The sequence below is a fragment of the Noviherbaspirillum saxi genome, from assembly GCF_003591035.1.
GTDB classification, from domain to species: Bacteria; Pseudomonadota; Gammaproteobacteria; order Burkholderiales; family Burkholderiaceae_D; genus Noviherbaspirillum; species Noviherbaspirillum saxi.
In genome coordinates this window covers 2699692-2725842 of the sequence record NZ_QYUO01000001.1, presented here as the reverse complement: position 1 = coordinate 2725842, position 26151 = coordinate 2699692, and the positions used below count along the sequence as shown (strand labels likewise).

The window sequence follows — 26151 nt, the reverse complement described above, 5'->3', positions numbered from 1 at the left end:
CACAAATTATTTATATTGGCCGGCACATCATTGTCTTCTTGATATGTAAGTTACCTGTATTGCAACTCTGTGAGGCAGTGAGTCAGTCGTCCGCCGGATGTCTCCCATGAACGTGGGAGATACAAGACACTTGCCGTCCGCTAATCTATGCGCGCTTTTTACGTTCCCGGAAAGTCGCATGTCCTATTTTCTTCGCTATGCCGTCACGCTGCTCGCCATGGCCATGCTGTGCGCCGGATGCGCGTCAGTGCAAATGGCCAGTACCAAAGAGGATGCCAATGCAAAGACGTTCGCCGTCGACGCGGAAAAAGCTAATATCTACATTTATCGCCATGGAGCCCATGGCGGCGCGTCTACCGTACCTGTCATTATCGATGGCAGAAAGATCGGCGAGACGGCGGTCAAGACCTTCATGCGGATCGCCGTGCCGCCGGGCGAGCATACGCTGGTATCGCGCGGCGAAAAAAGCGATGCGGTGCTGTCCATCAGAGCAGTCGCCGGGAAAAATTATTTTGTTTCGCAACTGATCGATGCCGGCATGCTGTCGCCCGGCTCGGCGCTCAAGATGGTCGATGACGATGTCGGCAGGAGAGCGGTGCAGGAATGCGCATTGATTGAACAATGGCTTTGAGTGCGCCTGTCAACATGCCGCTTGCGGCATTGCGGCTTCTTGTCATCGTCATGTCGGCAGGATCACGGGCGCATGAGCCGGTATCCGCCTTCGCGCCTCTGCGGTAGACTGCTGCGTCCGCCATTCACAGTGATTTGACCGACCATAACAAGGACTCGACCAAGGGAGAACCACATGTCTGCATCAACCCGTACGACACTCGCAATCTGCATCGCTGCCGCAAGTCTTTCCGCCCATGCCCAGTCACGCGGCCCCGCCGCGCAATATTGGGTCGACCTCGCGACGACCAGCTTCTCGATTCCCGGCATGCCGGAGGAAGGCGGCATGGGAGGCGGATTGCTGGGCGGTCTCATGGGCAATACCGGTATGCCGGGTGCCGGCGGTGGACGCGGGAAGACGCTCGATGCGGAACTGTTCGTGCGCGCCAAGCCTGCCGGTGTGGAAGGCACGCATGCCATCCCGACCGGCATGAGCATGGGTCCTTCGCTGCTGCTGATGCCTCTGCGCCCCAAATCTGCCGGACAGGACGCCACGCGCAACGAACGGCCGGACACCATCGAGAAGCCGAAAGGACGCATCCTGATGTACTGGGGTTGCGGCGACACCATCCGTCCCGGTCAGCCCAAGGTATTCGATTTCGCCAAGCAAAATAATACTGGCGAGTATGCGCAATTCTTCGCCAGTCATGGCGCGGGCAGCCGCGGCGTCGAGCACCGGCCCGGTCATGCGCTATGGCCCAATGAAAAGGACAGCAAGCAGGTTCCCGACAATGCATCGCTGCAGGGCGACCATGCGGTCAGCGGCGAGGGTGTGCCGGCCAGCCTGAAATTCAGCGTGGGCGCGGAATACGACTTTTTGCCGAAGGTAAAGCTCAATACCAAGGGCATGCCGCAGGATGGCGTGCGGGTCAACTGGGCGGCGATGCAAAACGCCAGGGCATACTTCCTGCATGCGCAGGGCGCGGCCAAAGGGCCGGATGGCGCGCAAGACATGATCTTCTGGAGTTCGAGCGAAAAGCCGGAAAACGGCTGGGCGCTGATGAGCTATCAGTCGCAGGCGCAGATCACCAAACTGCTGCAGCAAAAGATCATCCTTCCTGCATCGACCAATGACTGCACGGTTCCCAAAGGTATTTTCGACAAGGTCGAGGGCGCGATGCTCAACATGATCGCCTACGGCCCCGAACTGAATGTGTCGCACCCGCAGCGCCCGACCAAGGCGCCGGCCGACTGGCAACCGGAATGGACTGCGCGGGTACGCATCAAGTCCACCGGCATGGCCATGCTGGGAATGGAAGGCAATGCGAAGGCACAGGGTAGTGGCGCGGGCCGCAGCGAGGGCAACGAGATGAGCAATGGCAACGCCAACAGCGATAACAGCGGCATGCCGGGTATTCCCCTTCCCGACGTGACCAATCCGGTCAAGCTGCTGCGCGGCCTGTTCGGCGGGTAATGCCGCTTGCGGGCTGTTCAATGTCCTGATTGTGGCAGCCCGCAATGAACGCTTTCGCAATCAGGACATAGGCGCCGCGCAGGATAGGACGACGCAAAGGCGAAATCGGTCAATCATTCCGTGCCCGGCATAGGGGACTCATTCCGGTAATACAGTGTCAAACCAAGCTGTTTCCCGGATGATTTTCTTTCTCGCGCATGAAAAATACCTTCCTGCGAACAGGCTTGCTGCTCGCTTGCCTGCATCCCTTTTTCAGCCATGCGGATTCGCTGCCCAAATGGGAACTTGGTGTTGGGCTGGGCGCGCTCAGCGTGCCTGACTATCGCGGTTCAGATCAGCGTTCCGGCTACCTGTTCCCGACGCCTTATTTCGTTTATCGCGGCGATGTCATCCGGGCCGATCGCAGCGGCATGCGCGCCGCGCTTTTCGAAAGCGATCGGCTGGAAATCAACCTGAGCCTGAATGCAACGCTGCCTGGCCGCGACAATGACAATTCCCTGCGGCGCGGGATGGAAGATTTACGACCGACCATGGAAGTCGGGCCGACCGCCGATTTCCGGCTATGGGCTGCCTCGGATGACAGGTTGCGCATGTCCTTCCGCCTGCCCGTACGCGCCGCCTATACCGTCGAGTCTTCGCCGCGCCATATCGGCTGGCTGTTTTCCCCCAACCTGCTATTGCAGCTCAGGGACCCGGCAGGCATGGGCGGCTGGAAGCTTGGCCTGCAAGGCGGTCCTGTCTATGCCACCCGCGACTACAACGGGTATCTGTATTCGGTCAGCGCAGCGGATGCCATCGCCGGCCGCCCTGCGTATGCGGCCGGCAGCGGCTATGCGGGTATGCAAGCCACGGCTACCCTGAGCAAGCGCTTCAGGCATTACTGGCTCGGCGCGTTTTTGCGTTATGACCATCTCGGCGGTGCCGTGTTTGCCGACAGTCCGCTGGTGCAGCGGAATAATGCGCTGACAGCCGGGCTGGCGTTTGCGTGGGTATTCGGCACGTCGTCGCAGCGCGTAGATGCCGACGAGTGAGCGGCAGTGCTGTCCCGTCGTACTTGTGCTCTCGTAGGGGGCGACAGTTGTTGCTAGTGACCGTCCCAAGGGCTCAAGCACTTAACAGGCGTCGTGCTCCCCATGGGATTGGGCGAGTGCTTTACATACTGCGACTAAGCAGGTCCGTAGAAATTTTTGACAAAACCTGCTGCATTTGTATTTCGCTCCCTCTCCCGCTTGCGGAAGAAGGGAGTACTGAACACGACGTGTCAAAAACTTTTGCAGACCCGGTTAGCATCAACCTGCGCACCAGGTTGATGTCCGGTTGAGTAACCAGTTAGGCAAGTGATAGATGCCCTCTTTGAAAGGTTTGCGCCCTTAGCCATCGATGAACCCATCGTCCTTCATCTTCTTTTCAGATAAGTACTCTCGTGCCGCCAGTGTGACGACCAGAATGATGACCACAAGGATGCCCGCTGTAACAGATACCTTTATGAAGTTCTCTGCCGATAATGGCTGCAGCCACAGTTGGGCAATGGCGAGTATGGCCCATCCGACGGCAATGGACAGCGCGCTGATTAAGCCGAGCTTCATGCGTCTTTTTCCAGCACAACTACGTAGGCTTCGCGCTTCCACAACAGCAGCATGCGGCGGATGTCTTTTTCCATCGTGATCACGCGCCAACCTTGGCTTGCGTTCTTGTTTAGAAAGTCAGTGAAACGGACTGGATCTACCTTCGATGCGCCTAGCAGTAGCGAACCCAACATCCCCTCTTGATAAACAACCACTTTGTACTGTTTCATGCGCTTCCTTGTTTTTGTTTGAGTTGGTAGATAAGCGGCCGAATGCCTTAGGGGCCCATTTGCGTCGGCGTGCAACGACGTGAGTTAAGCCACCGAGCATCATCAACATCCTTACGGCTATTAAAATCAGCTCGACGCTGATAATTTATTGGCGATGCCAGGACGTACTCAAATCCCCGCTTAAAATCCATCACCCTATAATTTCCAGGGTACTTGTTTTTAGCTTTAAAGTATTCCAAAACACCAGCCGTATTATAAAAAGTTGTTGGCAGCAGCCTAGGTCTTTCCGGAATCGATATGTCTACAACCGCGATCGGATAAACCGTTTCCAAGTCATGGAATCCCGACGGCACAACGATTCCATGCTGTTCGCAATAGGCCAACATGCGCTTCCGCTTGCTTACGATCCGTTGTCCGTCAAATACGCTCATGTCTTGAGAATTAACGTGTGAATTGATCCGTGCCGAAGGCATCAGAATCAAATGTCATGTTGAACGAAGCCGCTACGCGGAGAAATCGCCTACTCTGGCGACACGAATTATTCTGCACATCCGTCCCCTTGTTCCCAAGCGGTTGATTGTGCAACATTTCGTGAGGATAAACCAGCATGAAGACGAGTCGCACCGCGCACTTCGACCGGCAGTGCCAGAGCCATCTCAAGCACCTCAAACTCAAAGGGCCGCAAGCCAAGACCATAGATGCCTATGCCCGCGCCATCCGGCGCATGGGGACGTATTTCTTGCACTGCATCGACGACCTGTCCGAAGCCCAGCTCACCGATTATTCAGCGATCTGGTCGCCACCCACTCCTGGAGCGCGGTCAAGCTCGACCTTTACGGCTTCAAGTTTTACACTGTCCATGTGCTGCGCAAACCGTGGGTCATGCCGCACCTGATCAAGCCGAAGGCGCAGCGGCTGCCCGATATCGTCACCGTCGATGAAGCGCAGCGCCTGTTTGCTGCAACCCGCAAGCTGAGCGACCGGGTGTCGCGCAGCCACCGACTGTAATCAACGTGCTAATCATCATCAGTTTGAGTTGTTTCACTGGATATTTTCTTTCGGTATGTAGCGGAGGACTTTTTGGGGAAGTGCGGGGGGAGAACAAGATGTCAAAGATTAGCGGAGCGCGCTACACGCTGCGGAATAGACACTTCACAACTGGATCAAGGCACAGGCACAAGGCCAGCTCAAGGAGGCCGGCAAGGCAGTCGGCGCCGAGCAGATGGAAATCAGCCGCTTGCGAACGGAGCTGGCGCGCGTGAAGATGGAGCGCGACATTCTAAAAAGGCAGTCCCTCAAAACCCGAGCGAATCAAATGCAGCGAGCGCGACCAATGTCTGTTGTCCGAATTTTGCACTGCGTCCACCGCTCCATCCAGTTCTCATATTCGGTGCGCATGCATTGTCCTTGAACGGCATTTCTAACATTAGCGCTACGCAATCAAACGCGAGTTCCATGTATGTACTCGCCAATTCAAGGCCGTACTTCTGGTATTTTCCAGGTGGATAGCATCCCGTCGGTCGGAATTCCGTGCTCGCCGCAGCCAGACAGTCAATAAAACGTTGCTGATGCGCCGCTTTTCCAGCCTCGAAGTTATCAAGCATCTCACCGCCGGCGGCGAACACATATGGTAGGCGCTCATCGCCATGCACATCCAAGAAGACATCGCAGCCTACTTTTTCGATACGCCTCTTGACGTGCCAAACTTCAGGACTTGATTCAAGTGAAGGGGAAAGCCATTCGCGGTTCAAGTTGGCGCCTGCCGCATTGGTACGCAGGTTGCCACGTACAGAGCCGTCAGGATTCATGTTCGGTACAATATAAAACACTGCATGGGCCAACAGGCCTCGCACCATAGGGTTTTGCGAATTTCGTAATGCGTCCACCATGCCTTCGGCAAACCATTCGGCCATTGTTTCGCCGGGGTGCTGACGCGCAGTGATCCAGATTTTCCTGCGCTTTCTTTCGTCCCCTACGACAATGAGATCAATATCCCGATCCTCAATTGTCTTTCCAAGACATTCAACCTGCATATGCGGGCATGCCGCGGCACGTTCCAATAGCGACCGGTGCCGAATGAGAGAATAAGGTTCAAAATACGCGTAGTAGACACTATTTCTTTCAGGTGCATGTCGGATCGTCAGTATCTGCCCGTCATAATCTGTCGGCACTCGGATCCAATGTTGCTGGTCATAGCTTGCGACAGCCCGATAATCCTCCCATCCCGCCGGATATGTTGACTGCCCCGCATTCAATATCCGAATCGCGCATTCGTGCGCCTGCGCACCTTGGACGCGAAAATAAAACCATTGTAAAAACTTCGCGGACGAATCCGGCCGCAACATCAGTGAAATGTCCTCGGGATGTGCCGCCGATGCCGCGACGATTGCGCCACCATCGAAATCCTGGCTAATGTAAATTGACATGGTTCGGAAATTAGACAAGCAAAACTGCCCGTCCCCAAAGACGTCCAGAGTTTCGCTCTTCAGAGCGCAAGTGACAAGCTTTGATAGCGAGAGATGTACTGTTCAAACTCTCCAGTCTGCGCTTCTTCCAGCTTGGCCTGAGCATTTACCGACAAGTGCGCTAGGCTTGCATAATGCGCGGCGGTTACATCTGGCAGCGGGCGGGCTCGAAAATATGCCGTGTGGATGGCGCTTTGCTCTAACGTATAACGGAAGAAAGAACCGCCTTTTGCCTGCAGCCCCTTGAGCACCCGCGCCGATGGTGTCAGTTCCGTGTCGTTTAACTTCCGTTGCTGGGCCAGCACGGCGGTCATGTAACCTTCCTTGTCGTCGCAGCCGTCGAGTAGATTGGCAATTTCGGCAATCTTCTCCATTAAGTGCAGGCCCCAGTCTCGGAGGGGGATAGCTTTTCTCTGACGGTGCAAAGTAAGTCCAGGTGATCGGCCCATTTCCACGGCTCGGGAGAAGTTCTCCGCGTTCTCACACGCTTCATCATAGCTTGTCAAAGGGCTTTCCTCCAAGACGCAGTACAGCAGAAACGCTTCGAGAAATCGAGTTGTCTCAAGGCTGATGCCGAGCGGCTCGAACGGATCGATATCGATGCAGCGTACCTCCACATACTGGATACCGCGACGGTATATCGCTTGTAGCGGTCGCTCGTCCGGCAAGGTGACTTGCTTTGGCCGTATAGCCGAGTAGTATTCATTTTCCAGCTGCAGACGATTGGTATTGATTTGTGTCCATTCGCCATTATGGTATGCACCCTGTTCGGCATATGGTGGGTAAGGCTCATTGACTGCTGCAGCGATGCATTCGATATAGTCCTCGACGCTATTGAAGTGCTCGGCGATGCTTGCCTGTGCATTTGCCCGGTAGCCTATGCGGCTCATGCGCAAACTGGTGGCGTTAGGAAGATAGAGCCTGTCCGTGGACATTGTGTGAAAGGGGTAGACGTCATTCCCCGCAAAATTACTGCACATCGCTGGCGATGCACCGAACAAATACATCAGCAGCCAGCTGAAGCGACGGAAATTACGCATCAGACTAATGTACCCCGCTGACCGTAGTTCGTCGGGAAAACCAGTTCCTGTTATGGCCTCCTTCAACAGCGTCCATAAGGAAGGGGAAACGGAAAAGTTGTAATGGATTCCAGCGATGCACTGCATGCTCTTGCCGTACCGTAGCGCAAGGCCGCGGCGGTACACGTGCTTAAGCATGGCGGTATGGGAGGTTCCGTACCACGCAATCGGAATTACATCCTCAGGCGGAAGCGGACAGGGCATGGATTGATTCCAGAGTAGCTCCGTCCCAATGGAAGCGTGCACATACCGATGTAACACATCGAGATTTTCAAGTACGTTACGCACATCCCGCTCTGGAGGCGTGATCAGTTCCAGCAGGGCCTCCGAGTAATCTGTCGTGATATACGGATGCGTCAGGGGAGAACCCAGGTTTTTCGCGTGCCTCGTCGTCGCGAGCACGCCTTCACGACATATGCGCAACGCCTCTCGTTCCACGCCTCGTAGCCCCTCGGCAAGTATATGTCGCGAGCCCCTCTCGGCGAACATCCTGATACGACTAGTAAATAAGCTGCTCATTATCTGGTTCCCGAAAATGCGGGTTCGGCATTACATATAGGCCTAGCGACGGCTTTTAGAGACCTGGCGCTTCGGACGCCAGCTTGCATTCGCTTCGCATCAGCCAGCGAATCAGAGGAGTGGCTATGACGGTGCTAGCAATTGCCATAATGACCAACATCGTGAACATTTGACGCGGCAAGATGCCGAGATCATAGCCAATGTTGAGAGCAATCAACTCCATCAGCCCTCGCGTGTTCATGCATACGCCAATCGTCAGTGCACTGCGGTGTGGTTCGCCTGCCAGTCTGGCCGCAACGTAGGCACCACCAAATTTGCTGGCGAAGGCAATGATGCATATCAATAGGCAGACCAACCATGCGTCACTGCCAGAAAGTGTTCCGATGTCAGTTCTGAGGCCCGTGTACGCGAAGAATATCGGCAGAAAGAACGCATTCACGAGTCCGCCGACGCGTTCCTTCCACGCTCGGACAAACTCACGGTTTTCGTGTAGTGCAACCCCGATGACGAAGCCGCCTATGATCGCGAAAACGCCAAGGTTGCTTGTGACCGCGGCAGAAGTGAAAAGCAAGATCAGGATCAGGGCGATAGAAGATCCTGATAGATGTTTCTGTGCGTTCATGCGTCGCTGCAGGCGCTTCAGAAGGATGGGACGCAAAAGAAGCATGACAAAGACCACATAGGCTAGCAATAGTCCTACCCGAACAGCGAGTGTACCGAATTCGAATTTTGCAGTAATGAGAGCGGACACTACACCTAGGACCAGCCATCCGCAAATGTCATCGACGGCGGCGGAACCGATCGTCAGCGCGGCGGTCCGGGTATGCGAAAGACCCAGCTCCATGAAAATGCGACCTAGGATAGGAATGGCGGTAATCGACATCGCTGTCGCGAAGAAGAGACGAAACGCCAGTTGGTCCGGACGTGCCCCGGGCATCTGTTCCCAGAACCATGGAGCGGTCACATACCCTGCCAAAAACGGGATGACAATGCCCGCAGCGCTGATCAGCACCACAGGGCTCATCCGCCCTGACAGATTGGTCTTGAACTCAAACTCGAGGCCGATCTGGAACATCAATAGAATGAGCCCCGTTTGGGCAAGCCCAACGAAAATTGTGGAGGTTTCTGGTACAAACAGAGACGAAAACCACTGGGGAAACATGGCACCGACCAAGCTCGGCCCAAGGACCAGACCGGCAAGTATTTCACCGGTCACGTCCGTTTGCACCAAGCAGCGCTTTGTGAACCATACCACTACGCGTGTAAGTATCAATATGACGATCAGCTGATACACGAGGTGAAGCACTAAGTGTTCGGCCTGACTGCCTACCGCCGATTGTTGTGCTGCGGCAGCGACGGCGTGCGCAGCGCTAGTTATGTTTTCATTCATGCTGGTTCCAATCCCAAACTCTTATGGTTATCATCCGATTCAACTCGAATTAGTTTGATCAGCTTTGTCAGTGACGGGCACGAAATGCCCATTCCTGTCAAGGTCCGATGTGTCTGCAGTAGGTAATCAACGCCGGATCCCGAAAGCCCATAGGAGGCGTGCAAACAACTTACGATTTCGTCGTCCGTCAGCTTTCCCGCATACGTAGGACGCTGGCGGTCTATAACGAATGCCAGCGCTGCAACCCTTCCGCGGCAGGTATGAACATCAAGCCATCGCGCTTTGTATGACCCGCCTAGCATTTCCCTCCGCCAAAGAAGTTGCAGCTCATCTTTCACCCGCGCTGCAGCAATCCGGTAACAAATGCCACGACAAGACCCGCCGCTATCCAGCGCCAGCACTAGACCTGGATTCTGAGGAGTGCCTCGGTGGATGCGCGATCTGAGATAGAAGCCTCGGTGATATCCGAAGAGAATCGCAGAACAAGATTCTTCATAAACAATCATCGGATTCCACATTAGGGAACCGTAAGCAAAGAGCCAGATATCGGCGCCTGGCACACACCGGTCAAGCACCGCGGACAGTGAAGCCTCTAGCTGTGCAGCAGTTTGCAAGTGCGGCGCCAGCTCCGTACCTTCCATGACATGCCGAGTGTGATCCTCTTCAAAGTTGGAACGGAGTAGGTGGCTCATGAATGAAGCTTGTTCCGAAAATTCATTTAAGATGCAGATTAGCCGGCCACTACTGCGCGTTCAGGATATAGGTGACATTAGGGTTTCAGGCCAGCCTGCTTCCAAAACGATGCTATCAATCCGACGCGACGCTGCATAGATTTCAGGCGACCGCAGGCGAATGCCTTGACCTCGCCAATCGTGCTGCGACATAAGTTGCCTAGTTCTCGTTGCTTCATATAGGCCCAGATGTATTCAGAGGGATTGAGTTCAGGTGCGTAGCCAGGCAAATAGTCGACAACGACCTTTCCCGATGTTGACTTCAGATAATCGGCGACAAGCGTGCTTTTATGCTGAGGCAGACCATCCCAAATAACCAGCAGTTTCCGATGAAGCTTCTTGTGCAGCATCTTCAGAAAATGCACGAGCTCAGATTTGCCAATCGGCCCGTACACGAATCGGAAATAGAAATTGCGCACACCCAGCGCAGCAATCACCGTCAGCTGCTTCCAGTTGAAACTGTACCGCAGTACCGGTGTGCATCCCACCGGTGCCCATGGCTTGATTCGAGTAGGCCTCTCACTCAAGCCGCTCTCGTCGATGAAGAGCAGGATTCTTCTCTCCCGGCGGGCTTTTTTTTGAGCATCGGCCAGCGTTTGAGTCGCCACTGCCGTATCGCTTCTTCATTGCGCTGGCTCGCACGCCCCGCAGGACGTTGGCAGGAAAACCCCATTGCCTTGAGCAGCAACCAGATATTTGTCTTTCCATACGCGATGCCGAACTCCTGCTCGATCAGTTGCCCAATGCGACGCAGTGTCCAGGCATCATTGGGAAATCCGTTCGCTTGTGCTCCCCTGACGAGAAGCTTGCACAGCCACCGTCGTTGCGCCGGATTCAGGCCAGGGCAAGAATCCAATGGCTTGCGACGCCAACCTTCCTTGTCGACGGCCTGCGCTTTAGCCCAGACAGACACGCTTTGCCGGCTTACATGAAGTTCACGGGCCACCTCTGCCTGCTTCATCCCTTTCGCAAGAAGCCGCGCTGCAATCTTGCGACGTTGCTCCAGTGCTTCAAAATCCCGCTTATACCGTTTCTTTGCCATGAGATAACCTCCTGCAGCAAGGTCATCCTTCTTTATACGCCATTTGCCTGTCACCTACTGCCTGAACGCTCAGTAGACTATCCAGTCCGGCGCGCAGGTCGGCGATCAGATCTGCGACGTTTTCCAGGCCAATGCTCAAGCGGATCAGGTAGCCATCCTCATTCCATGGGGCAGCCGTTCGCAGGTCACTAGGATCGAGCGGTAATGCGAGACTGATCGCGCCCCCCCAACTTGCGCCAATCCGGAAATAGCGCAGCCGCTCGATCATCGTGTCAACAGATCTTTTGGAATACTGTGGCTGCAGGACAATAGAGAAGAGGCCGCTAGAACCGGAAAAATCCCGGCGCCATATTTCATGCCCCGGACAAGATGCCAAGGCGGGATGAATCACCTTTTTAATCTCCGATCGCTGTTGCAGCCATCTGGAAATTTCTAGTGCGCTTGCCTGGTGCTGGCGCATGCGAACGCTGAGCGTCGATAAACCCCGCAGGGCTAGGAAGCAGTCCTGAGAAGATACGCCCAAGCCGAGGCTGTGAGCCGTATCCTTAATTTTCCGATAGAGAATTTCATTGCTTACGGCAATAGCACCGAGCAGCAGATCGGAGTGCCCTCCTACATACTTGGTCAGTGCCTGGACCGAAATGTCGCATCCATGACGTAAAGGTTTGAAATGCAGTCCGGCAGCCCAAGTGTTGTCTGCGGCGACAAGGATTCCGCGTTTCCTTCCTATTGCGGCGATGGCGCTGACGTCCGCTATCTCCATCGTAATTGACCCCGGCGACTCGACCCATATGAGACGCGTGTTCGAGCGAATCTGCGACTCTATACCTGAACCCGCAAGAGCATCATAGAAGGAAATTTCAACGCCCATTCCTTGGAGAACGTTCAGGCACAGGTGACGGCTCGGCCCATATACGTTGTCACTGACCAGGACGTGGTCGCCCTGCCTAAGGCAACTGAGGTAGACTAACGAAATGGCGGATAGCCCGGAGGGTGTCAATACGGCCTGATGGTGGCTGGCTTCTAGTTGTGCAACTCTGTGTGCCAATACCATGCTTGTCGGCGTGCCAGATAACCCGTAAGTATAGCCGTCATACCTGCGCGCCCCTCGGTTCTGGTAGGCATCGACGGTGTCAAAGACCACGGTCGAGGCATGGTGGACCGGCGTGGAAAGACTGGAAAAACCGCTTGGTGGTTCATAGCTGTCATGTAACCATTGAGTCTCTTCGTTCGGCGATGAAACATGCATCAGCATCTCCTAATGTCCTGTCTTATTAATTAATGGCGCGGATATTGTGTGGATTCTAGATATCGTTACGGCAGGAAGTGCTGTCATGACATCGGACCGACCACGGTGAATTGGTGCTGGCACAAGTAGAACAATCGCAGTTAAAGTCAATAAGTCGTTAGCCGTCACTGCCAGCGGTGCTGAATTCGCAAAACTGATTTTGTTGGCTTCCTCGGCCGACCATACCCGACAGCAACATGTCACGGCGCTTTGAAGCAACCGACGCGGCCGCGAATAATTGACGCCGCCGATTCATTGCACAGCGTCTGACTGGCTTCACTACGAACTGCGTCTCGGCAAACCCTTTGTGCGCACTATCACCGCTGATTTCATCCTTGCCACGGTACGAAGACTTTGCGAAGGAATCAACAGACACAACAAACACTAGGATGCCACTACGAATCGGCGCTTGATAGCAAGGCTTAACACGGCTGCCATCGTGATGCCGAGCAAGGGAAGAGAGATCGTCGCCAACGATGCCCAACCCCGGCTGGTGATGACGATGCCCGACGCAAGCGCTGATATTGAAGTGGTTCCAAATATCAAGAAGTCGTTGATGCCCTGTACTGCCGCTTTCTCCGCTGGATCGTAGGACTCCGTTAGCAAAGTCGTGCCGCCGATATAAAGAAAATTCCACGCGACACCGAGAATTGCCAAGCTCCACCAAAAGTGTGAGAACGTCGTTCCCGACAATGCTACGCCGACGCACGCGAACATCAAAACAAGTCCGGCGATCAGAATTTTGAGTACCCCAAAGCGCTTGATCAGCGACCCGGTGAAAAATGAAGGCGCATACATGCCGATTACATGACATTGCAGGACCAGAGCGGCATCATTGAAAGGCAGGCCGCATACGTCCATTGCCAGCGGCGTTGCACTCATCATCAAGTTCATCACGCCGTAGCCGACTGCTGCAGAGAGCACGGCCACGATGAAGGTCGGCTGCCGCATGATTTGGTGCAGCGGCCTGCCTTTTGCTGTCTTCTCCTTTTCGCTAGGTTGCGGTATATCGAGGAACCGCACGACCGCTAACGAGAACAGCGCGAACAGAATTAATGCAATGTACGTTGCAAAGAAAGGAACATGCGTTAGATCGCGGGTTATCTTACTTGCCTCAGGCCCCAGTACGCCTCCAACAATTCCGCCGGCAAGTACCAGTGAAATCGCCGTGCTCTTGAAATCTGCCGGTCCAGTATCGGCAGCCGCAAAACGGTAATACTTGCCGAATGCGTTATAGACGCCGGATACAAGAGTTGCGGCGCATAGCAGCCAAAAATTCTGCATAAGAACGGCCACCGCGCCAAGTGACACACCTACAACAGCGAAAAGGGAACCCACGGTAAATCCTGCCCGGCGCCCATAGTGCTTCATGAAACTGGATGCGGCGATCGTCGACAAGGCCGCACCGATGACGTAGGTCATCACTGGAAGGGTCGCTAATCGCTTGTCGGCGGCCAGCGCAAAACCGAGCAGGCCATTGATTGAAATCAGCGTAATGTTGTTAACAAGAAGGAGTGCCTGAGCGATTGAGAGGATTAGCGTGTTTTTTCTGCACTGATTCATGTTTTCCTATCTGGCCGCCCTGCATTTGGCCATATCGAGATACCTTCGGCGTCGAGTGTCTGTTGCACGGCTGGCCTAGCGACAAGCCGCGTCACGTATGTGGTAAGGGCCGGAAATCGCTCCGCCATCTCGTAACTCTGGCGGCATCCCCATCGATAGAAGACAAGCCAGAACGGATCCACAACAGAATATCGGTCACCAAGAGCGAATCGATTCTGTTGCAGATGCTCATCCATCTCGGCAATGCAACGTTGAAAATAATGATGCCCTCCATCTCTCACAGTTGCATAATCCGCGGGATTGAGAACATATCGCTCAGCGCGCCGGATCTGGGCATACGCGACGTGCACGGTATTGGACGACCAGGCTAACCGTTCCAAGCAACGCGCTTCACTCTCAAGGGAGTTTGACGGGAACAGCTCTGAGTCCGGAAAACGGCGTCCCAGGTAAGCAAGAATTGCTGGGGTTTCCGTCATCGTGAAGCCGTCAATCATCAAGGCAGGAACGCGCCCTCTCGGATTAATTTGTAAATACTCGTCGCTGTAATTCTCACGTAGATCGGCTGCGAACCGTTTTGCCGTAAAAGGGACGCCAATTTCTCTTAGCACGATGTGAGGAGCGAGAGAACAAGACCCCGGGGAATAGCACAATGTGATCATAGAATGTCCGCGGCTTGCCGGACGTTATGCCGCCCGGGGCGATTGGTTGTCATGCAGGTTCAAACTGGGCGTGTACATTGCGAACATGATTCGCATATTGCGGCACCGACCACTTTGCCAACTTCGAGATATCACATAGAGAATGCACGGCGTGTTTTTCCAGGAGATTTGAGAAAACCTCGCACAAGAATTGCGCGCGTGTATTCTCAATGGAGAAACGTCTGGTGATTTCTTTAGCAAGAGAAATCTTTTGTCGCGCTATCTCTTCTGCGAAGGGCTGCCGCAACCGATGGTCTTGCGTTCTAAAGAATCCTTGGTAAGCGGCGAAGAGTGAATGCCCGTCATTAGGTGATGCGTATCTACGAAACTGTGCTAGTTCGTCTTCTTGCAGGTTCAGTTCGTTTGTTTCAATAAACCAGCGCACGCTGCTTTCCCAGCACGTATGAAGATTGTCAGGTGTGCGGATTGTTTGCTGCAATACCGGTTGATTGAGGCGTCGCCGGATCTCCAACGCTATGTCGAAACACTGGTTCCTCAACGTTCCGATACTAAATACGAAGGCTCCGAGCCGTCCGCGGCGCGCGATCTCGTCCCCCTGTCTCATCGGACCAACACAAAACAGATTGGTTGATGGCGCGCCTTCTAGAGCAAGCAATTCACCATGTTGAGTGACTTCTAGGCCCCGTCCAGTCTTTATATGAGGTGTCGCAAGGTTTTGCTCTTGGATCATACTCGTCCAGAGGCTATTGCATGTGTTGCCGTAATCGGTGGCATGGCCTAGACAATTGATGATGCGGTCAAAAATTTGCGGATCCTGATTGCCGTTGAAAGTAACGCAAAGCCTGTTGTCATCGTTGACGCGATGAATGTGTTGGATTTGCGCGGCAAGGATTGTGACTTGTCCCGCGGACTGGGAATCGGTTTTCAATCGGGTGCGGATGACATTTCCAATAGCGGGAACCGTACTGGTACGAGAACTAACAATAAGACTTTTGTATTTATTTAGAAGGCAACGAACATCGTTTGCTTCCATTCTGGTCACCAGTTCGGCGACATAAGGTTCCCATGCTTTGATGATGCGTTCCGGAATGATCTGCTCGGGGACGCCGTATTGATTCGCAAACAGGTCGCGCAGATAAGCGAACTCACCCTTAACCCCGTCGACGACGGTGTCTATGCATAGATTCTCGGCGTCCATGAACGGTGGCCGCCGCACTGCGATAATATCGTGCTGATGATCAAGCGGATAAGATGCGTGCATGTGACCAGCACGGGAACAAATGGTGACCGGCCCCGTGTGTCCTTGCTCGACGAGCGATACGACAGCATCAAACGAGGCAAGTCCTGAACCGACGACCATCACCTTTTCGTCTGGCTTCACGGTTGACAGGAGCTCCCGACCACGGCGCGCATACTGGTTGAATATAAAGCGCTCGGAATCCCTGACCGTTTCATAGAATGGTTTAGTCATCGGGGCCAAGTGGCCCGTCGCGAAGACGATATAGTTTGCAGGCAACGAAACGCTTTTTGCGTCACTGCAATCGCTGGCAAGGTAGGTGACGCGCCAATGCTGGTTCTCCCTCCGAGCGTCGAGCACTTCGCCCTTCAGCTCTACAAAGGTGACTCCAGCATGCGCGAGGCGTGCGGCTTCGCCTAGACGATATGCGAGATATTGGCTGTAAATACGCCGGGGAACCATACATGACAAACTAAATGCATGATTCTTCCATTTTGGCGGCCACGTTGCGCGATCGGCGGTTTCGTTAACCCATGTGAGAAAGTCCTCGGGGCGCTCGCGGAACAGAGTTATACGGCCGGCCTGAATGTTAAGTAAGTGTGCCCAAGTAGTTGATGTTTGCCCAAACGCGATGCCTCCATAGTTTGATGCATCGTCCTTCTCAATCAGACAAATCTCTACTTCGCTTTCGCAAAAATGCAAGAGGCGGATAGCAGTCAGAGTTCCAGAAAAGCCAGCACCGATAATTACAATGCGTTTCTTGTTAAGCATGGCAACCCCATTTTTAGTTATTCGGATTTTTCCGTGAATACAGATCTAGAGCAGTTTCATCCTGACTTGCCAGGCGAGGCCGAGGCGGTTTGCCTGCGGAACAAGGCGCGGCGACCCAACATGGCGAGCCATGGTAAGGAGGCCTCGGCGGCCCCTCGACAACGCGGTGCCGCAGGCAAAGCGTCCGGCATCGACGGTACAGTCAGGATGAAACTGCTCTAAAGTCCAGCTAAGGATTCGGGACTCAATTTAGGCACCAGAATATTGTCAAAATATAATTGTTTCCAATCACTAATTCTTATGCACGGTATCGGAATTAATTATTTGACAAAACCAAGACAACCGGTTACCCCGAGGCGTTGTATCCAATCATTACGAAGCCGATCACACTGCCCATTTTTTCGGATAGTGAGGGGGAGGTATCCGTTCTTCTTGTGGCGCTATGGAATCAGGCAGCGGGTCGACGTTGGTCAGAGCGCAGTGGGTGAATAGCTGCTTCCACAACCTCGGCGTGAGTTCGTGCACGTGTACCCGACACGCGTAACCGGTAAGTCCACGGCGTTATGTTCATCGGCCTGCGTGGCCGGCACAATCTCCTCACGGTCAACAACACGGGGGAGTCATGAACAAGTAAGCATCTACAGCAATCCGAGCGCAACGGGAATCGGCTTGGCGCGCTTTGCGTCCAGCGGTAAGACGGCCGAAGCGTTTTGCCGGGATGGAGCGGTGTCGACGGCGACCTTCTATGGATGGCGAGCACGTTTGCGTGTCCGCGATGGGGAACCAGAGCCTGCACCGAGCGCCGCAACGCCGTTCATCGATCTCGGAAAGATGGCTGGCGTCGTGTCACGCGCTGTAACGAAAGGGGGCAGGTCTTGCCTTTTGGCTCCTCAGTCTTAAGCATACCGACAAACCGGCGAATTCCGAAATCGCTGATGGCGTATAACCACCTTCAAGGAACGCCTTGGCTATTGCGACATCCCTGTCGTACTGCTCAAAGCACCACTGCAATGGCCGCACCACCGGCCGGCGCTGGGCGCGAGGAATTTCTTTCGCATCCGGTGACTCCGCATATGCCTACATGCGCTGAACGAAGGCTTTGCCGCCAAGGTAAATCTGCACCGACAACGCTTCTTCTCACAGCATTATCCCTTTGCCGTGCGCGACGAACTGAGCATAGCGCGCCGGCCCTTCACGCCGCGGCGCACGAGGCGCGATCTGACGGTGAAGGCCAGCACTATTCAGCCACACGGGCACTTCCGCTTGGCCAGTGTGTGCCCGATAGCTGCTCCACACCTAATCCTGAGGGCGCTTCACCATCCCTGCGCGCACTGGATTAAGATCCACGTAACGACAGACCTCGAGGCGATACGCCTCTTCATCCACCAGCACTGCCTTGAACCGGCCTTGAAACAAATGCCCTGTCTTGCCATGACGGCGATTGCAAGATTGGGTATAGACGCCATTGATGTGACGCATCAGACGCGAGAGATTCGGCTGCCGGGTTTGAAGCACGAAATGATAGTGGTTACCCATGAGGCAGTAAGCAAAAACCACCGCAAAGATCGGTTCGTGCCTGTCACCACGCGAGGTGACGTGGTACAACGCTCCTTCAAATTCTAACCGTAGTGGACGAGACATAATTGACGACGACATCCGTGTAAGGAAAAAGGCAAGACTCGACCCCTTTCCCCGTCGTCGGAGAAGGTAGATGCTGATGAGTGAGGAGTCACGACTTCTTTCTTGGGTTTATGCAGTATCAGGATAAATCCATGCCATCCGAAGTGATTAAACCTAACGTTGATTCACTTTAGGGGAAAAATAACTGCCTCTTTGCTGATGTTCTACATCCTGTGTGGTGGAACTAACGTGTCCGGGTTGCTACTCACCATGTATCCTTTAATCATGGGAACCCGCGATGCATGAAAACTCTAAGGAAATTGACGCAGTTGGCTCGCCAGACTTTCCAGCGCCATGGATTAAACCAAGTGCCAAGACGTTTTCAAGCCATGCGCAGCACGTCGCTTGTCTGGCCAAACCACAACCAGTGGCATCGATCAATGGGATCACGCTTTTTCTTCCGCCGAATGTATATCATCCAGGAGTAGGATTGTCCTCGAGCTTCCTCGTCGAGGCGGTGTCGAATAAACTTCTTGGAGCTTCAGTATTGGATCTCGGTTGCGGTAGCGGGTATGTGGGAATTTCGCTTTATCGACCAGGAATGGAGCTGACCCTTGCTGATATTTCAGACGCTGCGCTTGCGAGCGCTGCTGAAAATCTTCATCGTATGAAGATAACAGCGGAAGTGGTATCGAGCGATTTATTCTCGGGGTTGCAAGGGAGACTGTTCGATACCATTTTCTTTAATCCACCTTTGTTCGACAAAGCCATCGATCACGAAGCCGAAATCGCGCTTTGTGATCCTGATGGCGAGTTGCTTGGCCGCTTTCTTGCCGATGTTCCTGATTACTTAAATCCGGATGGGAAAGTATATTTTATGGCATCAAATTTAATGAATCGACGTGTTTTATTACATGGGCTAAAGGAATATCAATACGAGATTGTCTCCTCTTCGCACTGTGCCCAATCCGATGTCTCGCGCTGGGTCGTCTGTGCGAGCCCAATTCGTTGCAAGAAAACGACGGGCATTGCGCATCACGTCAACATCTATGAACTCTCCGATGAAGAAATGTGATTGTCGATACATTGATGATGACTCGGATAATTGCAACTGCGGTGCGGAAGCTTAGTTTACTGAACCAACGCGCCGTAGTTGCCTAGTCAACGCGACCCGCCGCTGGAGGTTTCCCTGCCGGTTTGGGTTTCTCCGGGATTGGTCTTGCTCGCCGCCTGGAAGGTCATCAATTGTTCGCGAATCTGTTGCTGCGCGCTTGCCGCATTCAGGTCTGGCCATTTGTTCTTCTGGAATCCGCGCGCCGACTCGATCTTCGTGCGATCCACGTTCAGCAGGAGATCGAGGTCCGGACGGCTGGGGAAGCTAAACGCCGCGAACGGCAGTGCCACGAGCTTGTCGTCGATGCTCCAGGCTTTGTCCGATTGCATGACAAGATACGAGCCCGCGCTTCCTAAATTGACAACCACATCGGCGATCTTTCCAGCGTCATGCGCGGCCCGGTCGTTGATGTCCTTGCCGATGAGGTCGCTGGCCGACATCAGGCGTGCACCGGCGGCACTGTGGCGCACCGTTTCTTCCTTGAAGAAATAGCGGTCGACCTCGCTGCGATAACTGTCGCGGCTGAAATTGGCATGCTGTTTTTTGTCGTAGGCCGGCGCCTTTTGCAATTGGTCCTTGGGAAGGTTGAGCAGGATGGGATCTTTTTCCGATCGGACCTGAAAGCCGCTCGCCGGTACCGCGATCTGCCGGTCGCCCACGCCGAGCGTGCCGCCGGAAGACAGCACGACATAGCTTGCCCGTTCATTGTCGATATCCAGCACGATATCTTCTATCTTGCCTAGCTTTTCACCTTGGGCATTCTGCACCTGCTTGCCGATCAGTTGACTGGCGCGCATATCGCTGGAAGCGCTTTGGCCGGTGGCGGAGCGGGCGGCGGCAGGAGCGTTTGAGGCACCGGTATTCTGTGCAATGCTCGAAGGCGAACTTGCGATGCCAAGAGACAACATGATGGCAGACGCCAGAATTTTTCCGGTAGGGGCTTTCATTATCCAATCTCCTTGTCACACGGAACGATGTTCAGTCACACAGGAGTCGTGAGCAAAAAACGCGCCTATCGCAGCGCCTACTTGGCGGCAAACTTATTCGCCGGCAGCGGCGAGACTGCGGTAACAGACCAGGCCATCTTCACCGCCTTCGATCAGCGCAAAATCTTCGGCTTCTTCGGCGGCAAGCCGATCGTTCGCGACCAGTACATGCAGCTTGCTCAAGCGATCCGCCAGACGCAGCAGGGATGCGACCGGTGAGGCGGCGACAGGGGCGGCGCCTTGTAAGGAAAGGGCTTCCAGTACCGCTTCCGGGAATTGCCATTCCCGGCCTACCCGTAAAGCAACCCGGCGCGCGTGGGTTGCCAGGGCGGTACAGAAAGCCAGCGAGCGCAAGGAAGTCGCGCCTTCATGCACCTGATCCATGATTCGCAGCGCCACGATAAGGCCAACGTTATGCAACAGCGATGCGAGAAAGGATTCGAAGGGTTCCAGTTGTCGACGCGCCGCGAGACTGCGGCATGCGGCGGCGGAGGTGGATGACAGCATGGACAGCCGCGCTCCCGCCGTTCCAGTGAAATGACCGGATTGCACATTGAACAGGGGCTTGAATGCCACGCTCGCCACCAGCAGGCGCAGGTTGTTCTGGCCGAGCAGGGCAAGTGCCTGTTCGATGCTGCTAACGGGTTCGGTCCTGAGGTAAAGCGAGCTGTTGACCTGTCGCAGCAGCGCGGCCAGCAGTACCGGGTCCTGGGCGATCTGTTCGGACAGATGCGCATTGGTGACATTTTTATCGCGCAGACTTTGCAGCAGCATCGGAATCACTGCGGGCATGCGCGGCACCAGCGTATTGACGGCGGGCGCGTCCGCAGCCGACATGCGTTCCAGCGTACGCATCAGCCGCTGTTCGGCCTCGCTCGGTTCGGTGACCGAGGCATCGAACTCCAGCAGCCACGGGTAAAAGAGGTGATCGACATCGACCGCCGCATGCAGCGTCGAAGCGGCCAGCGGGTCGGGCAAATCGTTCGATGCCGGTTGCGCCGCTGCGCTCGGCGCGGCCGATATCGTAGCAGGCGATGCGGACTTGGGACCACGGCCGAGCAGGCGGTTCAACCAGTGCTTCATGCGAGGCTACCGGTCGGCGCCGTCAGCGGTTTGGGCGCGTACGTGGCGAGCACCAGCGAGGTTGTGACCGAACCGTACATTGCCAATGCATCGATCGTCGCTTCCAGTTTCGGCATGTGGGCGAAACTCGCTTTCACCACAAAGCAGTCTTCGCCGGTGATCCGGTGCGCTTCTAGTATTTCGGGAATGCGTTCGAATGCGGCAAGGCATGGCGCGATTTTTTCATGCGTGGTGCGCAGACGGATGATGGCGGTGATTTCATGCCCGAGCGCGCGCGGATTGATGCGTGCGGTATAGCCGTCAATCACGCCGGCATCTTCCAGCGCGCGTATGCGCGACGTGACCGCCGGCTGCGACAAGCCTATGGTCTTGCCGATCTCGGTATTGCTCATCCTGGCGTCGCGCTGCAACAGTTCAATGATCTTCCAGTCCAGCCGGTCGGCCTCAAACTTTGGTTTCATCAGTTTTCTTTTCGAGGAATCAGGAATTCCTTCGCATCATACGATTAAAACCGATGTTTCTCCATGGTGCGAACAGGGTGCTTGCCGCTACACTTTTTGCAATGACAACCACTGAAAGGGAGTATCCGATGCAAACGCAAGTACTGACCATGCCGGGGATTTACGGATCGGGATCGCAACACTGGCAAACCTTGTGGGAAGCGGAAGACCCTCAGTTCAAACGCATCCAGGTCGAGGACTGGGATCACCCGCAGTGCGCGGCGTGGGTGAGGTCGATCGACGATGCGATCGCTACTGCCGCCGCGCCGGTCGTGCTGGTCGCGCATAGCCTCGGATGCCTGGCAGTGGTCGCATGGGCAATGCAGACGCGGCAGCCAATCCGTGTGCACGGCATGCTGCTGGTATCGGTCCCCGACCCGCAGGGACCGAATTTTCCCGCCGATGCCAAGGGCTTCGCGCGTCATGAATTGCGTCGCATTGCTATTCCCGGCATCGTGGTGTCGAGCGACGACGATCCCTATGGCGCGCCTGCCTATGCACGCGAATGCGCGCAGGCCTGGGGCTCTCGCTTCGTCAATGCGGGTGCGCTGGGGCATATCAATGCCAGTAGCGGCGTCGGTAACTGGCCCGCAGGCATGCGCTTGCTGGCGTCCTTGCGCCAAGCAGAGCAGGGAGTAAAGGCAGGGTAGGTACAGATCGCAGTCGACGCGGCGTCAATAGCATGTTTAAATCGAGGCAAACCCGGCAGCATGCCGGGTGCCGATAACCTCTGTTCCTGACGCTATGTACGACTGGCTGCGACGCATCTTTTCTGATTCCGGCAAGCCGGCTCCCAAACTGAATTCCACAACCCAGGCCGCGCCGACTGCGCCGGCCCCGGTCAAGACGGCACGCTTCGCCTCGGACAGCGTCTCGTCGATGCAACGCGACCAGGTCGATTTCATCTTCGCCAGCTGGCTGTTCGATGCCGAAAGCCACCCCGATATCTTCACCAACGGGAACGAGAATGCGATCCTGGCGGCGCTCGATGGCGTGGTGAAGTCCAATGAATCCGGCGCCCACCTGGTGCGGCGCATGCCTGGCGTGATTCCGCAATTGCTACAAAGCCTGCGCAGCGGCGACTTTGCCGGGGCGGAGCTGGCGCGCAAGATTTCAACCGACCTGGTGCTGGTCGCCGAGGTGCTGCGGCTGGCCAACAGCGTCGCCTACAGCACCGGCAAGCCGATCACCAGCATCGACCATGCCATCCTGGTACTGGGGCAGGATGGCTTGCGCCAATTGATCACCAGCGTCGCCTTCAAGCCCATCATCAATCTCAAGTCCGGCAGTTTTACCAAGATGGTGGCACCGCGGCTGTGGGCGCAGTCCGAGCGCTGTGCGCTTGCCAACCGGCTGCTGGCAGTGGACGAAGCGGTAGAGCCGCTGGAAGTATTCCTCGCCGGACTGGTGCAGAACGTCGGCCTGACCGTGTCGTTGCGCGTCATCGACCAGATATCGGATGGTCGCCAACCGGTCGGATCTCCGACCTTTTGTAATGCCTTGGCGGCCTATGGACGCACACTGGCCTACAACATCGGCACCGAATGGCATTTCCCCGAGTCGGTCATGACCGCGATCCGGGAACAGGGCGAAAACAAGAACAGCGCCCATCTGTCGCCGGTCGGCAAGGTTCTGCTGATGGGTAACTATCTGAGCAAACTGGAATTGCTGGCGCGGCATGGTGCGCTCGACATCGACGATCCCAGGATGATCGACGGTTTGTCGGACAAGGAAGCCGACTGCCTGCGGCAATTGACGCAGGTCGAAGAGCGGGAATGGGTCATGGTTTCCGGTGCGCGGTAACAGGGCCGATATTTCCCTTTGGCATACCGGGTTCCTCCGATGAACTACTTGCTTTTTGCAAGGACTAATCATGTTGTCATCCAATTTCGTGAAACCCGAACAGGAAAGGTCCGGTCCCTTATGCATATCCAGGAATCTTCTGATTTGAATCCTCCGGTTGTGCCAAGCGATGCGAAATCCAATTCGGGAATGGATTCCGGCTCGCCGGCCGGCCCGGGGCAACAAGCCGCCGCAGTAAAGGGCATGCTGGGCAACCACAAGGGAAAGCTGGCGGTCGGTGCGGCTGCGATGCTCGGTTTGGCGGTCTATTACAAATGGCGCGAAAACAGGCTGGCGAAGGAAGATCCGTCCGAATATGCGAGAATCCAGCGGCTCAAGGCAGTGGTCGGTAGCGGCGATCCCAAGTCTTCAAAAACCGATACGCCTCAAGACCGGAGTGATAAACAATGAGTAAAACAATGAGTACGCGACTCAAGATCGACTTTGTATCCGACGTTTCCTGCCCCTGGTGCATTATCGGGCTCAAGTCGCTCGAACAGGCAATGACGCGTGTTGCTGACAAGGTGAGCGCAGACTTACATTTCCAGCCGTTTGAATTGAATCCGCAAATGCCGCCGGAAGGACAGGACATCACCGAACACCTGGCCGAAAAATACGGCGCGACGCCGGAGCAGTCCGAGCATACCCGTGAGGCCATCCGCGAACGCGGTGCGGCAGTCGGCTTTAGCTTCCGCATGGACAGGCGCGACCGCATCTACAACACCTTTGACGCCCACCGCCTGCTGCATTGGGCGCAAGGCGAAGGGCGGCAGCGGGAACTCAAGCATGCCTTGTTCTCCGCTTATTTCACCGAGGGTGAAGACCCGAGTTCGCACGAGGTGCTGCTACGCGCCGCCGGCACGGCCGGACTGGATGCCGAGCGGGCGCGGCAAATCCTGTTGTCCGACGAATTCGCCGACGACACCCGGCAGCAAGAGCGGTTTTATCTGGAACACGGCATCCATTCGGTACCGGCCGTCATCATCAACGACCGTTATCTGATCCAGGGCGGGCAGCCGGTGGACGTGTTCGAAGATGCCTTGCTTCGCGCCGCGGAAGCGGCCTGAAACCGGGAGCGAAGATGACGCGCGAAGCACCTCGTCCCGATCCGGCGCCTATCCAGCCGCGTACCGATGTTCCTGGTCAGGACCCGCTGGTCAATCCCGGTTACCAGCCCGTTCCGCAGGAATTGCCGGCGACCGACAAGCCGGCGGACACGCCGGACGAGGTCCGCTGATCGACTGTCAATGGACGTTCGATCGTATTACTTGCCTGGTTCGCTGTTCAGCGCCGCGCGGCCTGCTGCCGGATCATCGGTAAATACGCCATTCACACCGGCCCGCAGGAAAGCCCGGATTTCCGCGATCAGGTCGCCCCGCTGCGAAGGCGATGCGGCATCACCCTGGCGCAGATCGGTCGGCAAAAAGGGATTTTCCGGACGGAAGGTGTAAGGATGCACCAGCAACTTGGCGGCATGCGCGTTGCGCACCAGATCGCTAGGCGCGGTCAGGTTCTTGCTGCTGTCGCGCGGAATGACCATGTCCTTGCTCGGACCGATGCCATTCGCATAGGTCGCCACTTCCTGCAAACCTGAGGCGCTCGCCATGTCGCGATAGCGCCGCTTGTCGCCGGCCAGCCTGAAGTCTTCCGGCTGGCCCGACGCCGACATCAACTGGATGAGGCGCAGATCGGTCATCGCGCGCATTTCCTTCAAACTGCCGACCTCGAACGACTGGATGAAGACCGGCGCATGCCGGCCGCGATAACCGTTTGCATGCAAGAGATCGACCAGCCGCTTTTCCAGCGGCAGCCCGATAGCGTTGAAATAGCTTGGGTGCTTGGTCTCGGGATAGATCGCAATCGTGCGCCGTGTTTGCGCCGATCTGGTCCTGGCGAGGTCGATGATCTCCTGCAGCGTCGGAACCGCAAACTGGCCATTGAACCGGGTGTTGTCCGGGCGATTGTCCGGTATGCGCTCGATGGCGCCCAAGGTCTTGAGCTCAGCCAGCGTGAAATCTTCGATGAACCATCCGGTGACGGCCACATTGTCGATGCGCTTCGTCGTTTTGCGGTCGGCGAATTCCGGCTTGTCGGCGACATTGGTGGTGCCGGAAATCTCGTTTTCGTGACGCGCCACCAGGACGCCATCCTTGGTGATCACGATATCCGGTTCGATCGCGTCGGCGCCATCTTCGATCGCCTTGGCGTACGCTTCCAGCGTATGCTCGGGCCGCAGCGCGCTGGCGCCACGATGGGCGATCACGATGCGGCCGGGCAGGGGTGCAATGGCGGCGGTGGTGTCATGCGCAGAGACCGGCACAGAGAAGCTGGTGGATGCAGCGAACATGGCAAGCCCTAGAACGTGTCGCATTGCGATTCCCTTT

At 55.6% G+C, this 26151-nt stretch carries 30 protein-coding genes and 1 pseudogene; 14 read left to right on the top strand and 17 right to left on the bottom strand.

What is annotated here, in order from left to right; genetic code table 11:
• The first annotated feature begins 178 nt into the window (after positions 1-178).
• The 3 genes from D3871_RS12850 to D3871_RS12840 all read left to right on the top strand — a co-directional run bounded on the left by D3871_RS12850 (position 179) and on the right by D3871_RS12840 (position 3114).
• Entirely contained in the window at positions 179-631 is a 453-nt protein-coding gene (locus D3871_RS12850) for a DUF2846 domain-containing protein (protein WP_158597931.1), read from the top strand.
• Positions 632-805: 174 nt separating this feature from the next.
• Positions 806-2083: a hypothetical protein gene (locus tag D3871_RS12845; RefSeq protein ID WP_119769248.1), complete on the top strand. Its 1278-nt coding sequence runs from the start codon at positions 806-808 to the stop codon at positions 2081-2083.
• Positions 2084-2280: 197 nt separating this feature from the next.
• Positions 2281-3114: a MipA/OmpV family protein gene (locus tag D3871_RS12840; protein WP_119769247.1), complete on the top strand. Its 834-nt coding sequence runs from the start codon at positions 2281-2283 to the stop codon at positions 3112-3114.
• A gap of 339 nt (positions 3115-3453) precedes the next feature.
• On the opposite strand, the gene D3871_RS12835 is transcribed toward D3871_RS12840, so the two are convergent.
• Together D3871_RS12835 and D3871_RS12830 are read right to left on the bottom strand one after the other, a co-directional pair.
• On the bottom strand, positions 3454-3669 hold the full coding sequence (locus tag D3871_RS12835; protein ID WP_119769246.1) for a hypothetical protein: 216 nt from the start codon (positions 3667-3669) through the stop codon (positions 3454-3456).
• Positions 3666-3878, bottom strand: coding sequence for a DUF4177 domain-containing protein (locus D3871_RS12830; protein WP_119769245.1), 213 nt, complete (start codon positions 3876-3878; stop codon positions 3666-3668). The genes D3871_RS12835 and D3871_RS12830 overlap by 4 nt, the downstream gene beginning before the upstream one ends.
• Before the next feature lie 607 nt (positions 3879-4485).
• Here D3871_RS12830 and D3871_RS12825 point away from each other — a divergent pair.
• The 3 genes and pseudogenes from D3871_RS12825 to D3871_RS12820 all read left to right on the top strand — a co-directional run.
• Positions 4486-4773, top strand: coding sequence for a hypothetical protein (locus D3871_RS12825; protein WP_199724764.1), 288 nt, complete (start codon positions 4486-4488; stop codon positions 4771-4773).
• Positions 4761-4886: a hypothetical protein gene (locus D3871_RS31345; protein WP_274381729.1), complete on the top strand. Its 126-nt coding sequence runs from the start codon at positions 4761-4763 to the stop codon at positions 4884-4886. The genes D3871_RS12825 and D3871_RS31345 overlap by 13 nt, the downstream gene beginning before the upstream one ends.
• A gap of 139 nt (positions 4887-5025) precedes the next feature.
• Positions 5026-5166, top strand: a pseudogene (locus D3871_RS12820) (IS3 family transposase); the annotation flags it as partial.
• A 7-nt stretch (positions 5167-5173) separates the two neighbouring features.
• Here D3871_RS12820 and D3871_RS12815 read toward each other — a convergent pair.
• The 10 genes from D3871_RS12815 to D3871_RS12765 form a co-directional block, all read right to left on the bottom strand.
• Positions 5174-6304, bottom strand: a complete 1131-nt coding sequence (locus D3871_RS12815) for a M14 family metallopeptidase (RefSeq protein WP_119769244.1) — start codon at positions 6302-6304, stop codon at positions 5174-5176.
• 59 nt (positions 6305-6363) lie between these two features.
• On the bottom strand, positions 6364-7941 hold the full coding sequence (gene gshA, locus D3871_RS12810) for a glutamate--cysteine ligase (RefSeq protein WP_119769243.1): 1578 nt from the start codon (positions 7939-7941) through the stop codon (positions 6364-6366).
• A 55-nt stretch (positions 7942-7996) separates the two neighbouring features.
• Complete coding sequence (locus D3871_RS12805) at positions 7997-9331, bottom strand: cation:proton antiporter (protein WP_119769242.1); 1335 nt, start codon at positions 9329-9331, stop codon at positions 7997-7999.
• Positions 9328-9972, bottom strand: a complete 645-nt coding sequence (locus tag D3871_RS31685) for a gamma-glutamylcyclotransferase (RefSeq protein ID WP_420799662.1) — start codon at positions 9970-9972, stop codon at positions 9328-9330. The genes D3871_RS12805 and D3871_RS31685 overlap by 4 nt, the downstream gene beginning before the upstream one ends.
• A gap of 128 nt (positions 9973-10100) precedes the next feature.
• Positions 10101-10670: a transposase gene (locus tag D3871_RS12795; protein ID WP_119769240.1), complete on the bottom strand. Its 570-nt coding sequence runs from the start codon at positions 10668-10670 to the stop codon at positions 10101-10103.
• A complete protein-coding gene (locus D3871_RS12790) occupies positions 10586-11104 on the bottom strand; it encodes a winged helix-turn-helix domain-containing protein (RefSeq protein WP_119769239.1) in 519 nt (172 codons plus the stop codon). The genes D3871_RS12795 and D3871_RS12790 overlap by 85 nt, the downstream gene beginning before the upstream one ends.
• Before the next feature lie 22 nt (positions 11105-11126).
• Positions 11127-12353: a cystathionine beta-lyase gene (locus tag D3871_RS12785; RefSeq protein WP_119769238.1), complete on the bottom strand. Its 1227-nt coding sequence runs from the start codon at positions 12351-12353 to the stop codon at positions 11127-11129.
• A gap of 423 nt (positions 12354-12776) precedes the next feature.
• The gene (locus tag D3871_RS12775; protein WP_119769236.1) at positions 12777-13955 is read right to left on the bottom strand and encodes an MFS transporter; all 1179 of its coding nucleotides are present in this window, start codon (positions 13953-13955) and stop codon (positions 12777-12779) included.
• A complete protein-coding gene (locus D3871_RS31680; protein ID WP_119769235.1) occupies positions 13952-14614 on the bottom strand; it encodes a glutathione S-transferase family protein in 663 nt (220 codons plus the stop codon). Before D3871_RS31680 ends, D3871_RS12775 begins: the two co-directional genes overlap by 4 nt.
• A 49-nt stretch (positions 14615-14663) precedes the next feature.
• Positions 14664-16622: an FAD/NAD(P)-binding protein gene (locus D3871_RS12765; RefSeq protein ID WP_119769234.1), complete on the bottom strand. Its 1959-nt coding sequence runs from the start codon at positions 16620-16622 to the stop codon at positions 14664-14666.
• A 33-nt stretch (positions 16623-16655) separates the two neighbouring features.
• On the opposite strand from D3871_RS12765, the gene D3871_RS29810 reads away from it, so the two are divergent.
• Both D3871_RS29810 and tnpA read left to right on the top strand, forming a co-directional pair.
• Positions 16656-16844 carry a hypothetical protein gene (locus D3871_RS29810; protein WP_147376806.1) on the top strand — a complete coding sequence of 63 codons (189 nt, stop codon included), beginning with the start codon at positions 16656-16658 and terminating at the stop codon, positions 16842-16844.
• 297 nt (positions 16845-17141) lie between these two features.
• Positions 17142-17522, top strand: coding sequence for an IS66 family insertion sequence element accessory protein TnpA (tnpA, locus tag D3871_RS31675; RefSeq protein WP_420799643.1), 381 nt, complete (start codon positions 17142-17144; stop codon positions 17520-17522).
• Between the two features lie 396 nt (positions 17523-17918).
• On the opposite strand, the gene D3871_RS12760 is transcribed toward tnpA, so the two are convergent.
• Positions 17919-18227, bottom strand: coding sequence for a transposase (locus D3871_RS12760; RefSeq protein ID WP_199724763.1), 309 nt, complete (start codon positions 18225-18227; stop codon positions 17919-17921).
• A 313-nt stretch (positions 18228-18540) separates the two neighbouring features.
• Here D3871_RS12760 and D3871_RS12755 point away from each other — a divergent pair, with 313 nt between their 5' ends.
• A complete protein-coding gene (locus tag D3871_RS12755; RefSeq protein ID WP_119769233.1) occupies positions 18541-19317 on the top strand; it encodes a methyltransferase in 777 nt (258 codons plus the stop codon).
• Positions 19318-19403: 86 nt separating this feature from the next.
• On the opposite strand, the gene D3871_RS12750 is transcribed toward D3871_RS12755, so the two are convergent.
• The 3 genes from D3871_RS12750 to D3871_RS12740 form a co-directional block, all read right to left on the bottom strand.
• Positions 19404-20303 (bottom strand): PRC-barrel domain-containing protein, encoded by a 900-nt coding sequence (locus D3871_RS12750; protein WP_119769232.1) that lies wholly within the window; start codon positions 20301-20303, stop codon positions 19404-19406.
• A gap of 93 nt (positions 20304-20396) precedes the next feature.
• On the bottom strand, positions 20397-21425 hold the full coding sequence (locus D3871_RS12745; protein ID WP_119769231.1) for an HDOD domain-containing protein: 1029 nt from the start codon (positions 21423-21425) through the stop codon (positions 20397-20399).
• Complete coding sequence (locus tag D3871_RS12740) at positions 21422-21886, bottom strand: Lrp/AsnC family transcriptional regulator (RefSeq protein ID WP_119769230.1); 465 nt, start codon at positions 21884-21886, stop codon at positions 21422-21424. The genes D3871_RS12745 and D3871_RS12740 overlap by 4 nt, the downstream gene beginning before the upstream one ends.
• A gap of 128 nt (positions 21887-22014) precedes the next feature.
• Here D3871_RS12740 and D3871_RS12735 point away from each other — a divergent pair, with 128 nt between their 5' ends.
• The 5 genes from D3871_RS12735 (at position 22015) to D3871_RS30220 (ending at position 25004) form a co-directional block, all read left to right on the top strand.
• A complete protein-coding gene (locus D3871_RS12735; RefSeq protein WP_119770052.1) occupies positions 22015-22575 on the top strand; it encodes an RBBP9/YdeN family alpha/beta hydrolase in 561 nt (186 codons plus the stop codon).
• Positions 22576-22642: 67 nt separating this feature from the next.
• Positions 22643-23728, top strand: coding sequence for an HDOD domain-containing protein (locus tag D3871_RS12730; RefSeq protein WP_147376805.1), 1086 nt, complete (start codon positions 22643-22645; stop codon positions 23726-23728).
• A gap of 144 nt (positions 23729-23872) precedes the next feature.
• On the top strand, positions 23873-24178 hold the full coding sequence (locus D3871_RS12725; RefSeq protein WP_147376804.1) for a hypothetical protein: 306 nt from the start codon (positions 23873-23875) through the stop codon (positions 24176-24178).
• Between the two features lie 8 nt (positions 24179-24186).
• Complete coding sequence (locus D3871_RS12720; protein WP_199724762.1) at positions 24187-24834, top strand: DsbA family oxidoreductase; 648 nt, start codon at positions 24187-24189, stop codon at positions 24832-24834.
• A 14-nt stretch (positions 24835-24848) separates the two neighbouring features.
• Positions 24849-25004, top strand: coding sequence for a hypothetical protein (locus D3871_RS30220; protein WP_158597930.1), 156 nt, complete (start codon positions 24849-24851; stop codon positions 25002-25004).
• A gap of 27 nt (positions 25005-25031) precedes the next feature.
• Here D3871_RS30220 and D3871_RS12715 read toward each other — a convergent pair whose 3' ends face one another.
• Positions 25032-26138 (bottom strand): glycerophosphodiester phosphodiesterase, encoded by a 1107-nt coding sequence (locus tag D3871_RS12715; RefSeq protein ID WP_119770051.1) that lies wholly within the window; start codon positions 26136-26138, stop codon positions 25032-25034.
• Between the last annotated feature and the right edge of the window lie 13 nt (positions 26139-26151).

Coding starts and splice junctions, on each gene's coding strand:
- gshA (WP_119769243.1), bottom strand. CDS start 7,941: ATGAGCAGCTTATTTACTAGTCGTATCAGGATGTTCGCCGAGAGGGGC.
- D3871_RS12840 (WP_119769247.1), top strand. CDS start 2,281: ATGAAAAATACCTTCCTGCGAACAGGCTTGCTGCTCGCTTGCCTGCAT.
- D3871_RS12745 (WP_119769231.1), bottom strand. CDS start 21,425: ATGAAGCACTGGTTGAACCGCCTGCTCGGCCGTGGTCCCAAGTCCGCA.
- D3871_RS12785 (WP_119769238.1), bottom strand. CDS start 12,353: ATGCATGTTTCATCGCCGAACGAAGAGACTCAATGGTTACATGACAGC.
- D3871_RS12835 (WP_119769246.1), bottom strand. CDS start 3,669: ATGAAGCTCGGCTTAATCAGCGCGCTGTCCATTGCCGTCGGATGGGCC.
- D3871_RS12845 (WP_119769248.1), top strand. CDS start 806: ATGTCTGCATCAACCCGTACGACACTCGCAATCTGCATCGCTGCCGCA.
- D3871_RS12775 (WP_119769236.1), bottom strand. CDS start 13,955: ATGAATCAGTGCAGAAAAAACACGCTAATCCTCTCAATCGCTCAGGCA.
- D3871_RS12765 (WP_119769234.1), bottom strand. CDS start 16,622: ATGCTTAACAAGAAACGCATTGTAATTATCGGTGCTGGCTTTTCTGGA.
- D3871_RS31680 (WP_119769235.1), bottom strand. CDS start 14,614: ATGATCACATTGTGCTATTCCCCGGGGTCTTGTTCTCTCGCTCCTCAC.
- D3871_RS12805 (WP_119769242.1), bottom strand. CDS start 9,331: ATGAATGAAAACATAACTAGCGCTGCGCACGCCGTCGCTGCCGCAGCA.
- D3871_RS12750 (WP_119769232.1), bottom strand. CDS start 20,303: ATGAAAGCCCCTACCGGAAAAATTCTGGCGTCTGCCATCATGTTGTCT.
- D3871_RS12720 (WP_199724762.1), top strand. CDS start 24,187: ATGAGTACGCGACTCAAGATCGACTTTGTATCCGACGTTTCCTGCCCC.
- D3871_RS12830 (WP_119769245.1), bottom strand. CDS start 3,878: ATGAAACAGTACAAAGTGGTTGTTTATCAAGAGGGGATGTTGGGTTCG.
- D3871_RS12715 (WP_119770051.1), bottom strand. CDS start 26,138: ATGCGACACGTTCTAGGGCTTGCCATGTTCGCTGCATCCACCAGCTTC.
- D3871_RS12815 (WP_119769244.1), bottom strand. CDS start 6,304: ATGTCAATTTACATTAGCCAGGATTTCGATGGTGGCGCAATCGTCGCG.
- D3871_RS12850 (WP_158597931.1), top strand. CDS start 179: ATGTCCTATTTTCTTCGCTATGCCGTCACGCTGCTCGCCATGGCCATG.
- D3871_RS30220 (WP_158597930.1), top strand. CDS start 24,849: ATGACGCGCGAAGCACCTCGTCCCGATCCGGCGCCTATCCAGCCGCGT.
- D3871_RS12755 (WP_119769233.1), top strand. CDS start 18,541: ATGCATGAAAACTCTAAGGAAATTGACGCAGTTGGCTCGCCAGACTTT.
- D3871_RS12825 (WP_199724764.1), top strand. CDS start 4,486: ATGAAGACGAGTCGCACCGCGCACTTCGACCGGCAGTGCCAGAGCCAT.
- D3871_RS31685 (WP_420799662.1), bottom strand. CDS start 9,972: ATGGAAGGTACGGAGCTGGCGCCGCACTTGCAAACTGCTGCACAGCTA.
- D3871_RS12740 (WP_119769230.1), bottom strand. CDS start 21,886: ATGAAACCAAAGTTTGAGGCCGACCGGCTGGACTGGAAGATCATTGAA.
- D3871_RS12790 (WP_119769239.1), bottom strand. CDS start 11,104: ATGGCAAAGAAACGGTATAAGCGGGATTTTGAAGCACTGGAGCAACGT.
- D3871_RS12735 (WP_119770052.1), top strand. CDS start 22,015: ATGCAAACGCAAGTACTGACCATGCCGGGGATTTACGGATCGGGATCG.
- D3871_RS31345 (WP_274381729.1), top strand. CDS start 4,761: ATGCCGCACCTGATCAAGCCGAAGGCGCAGCGGCTGCCCGATATCGTC.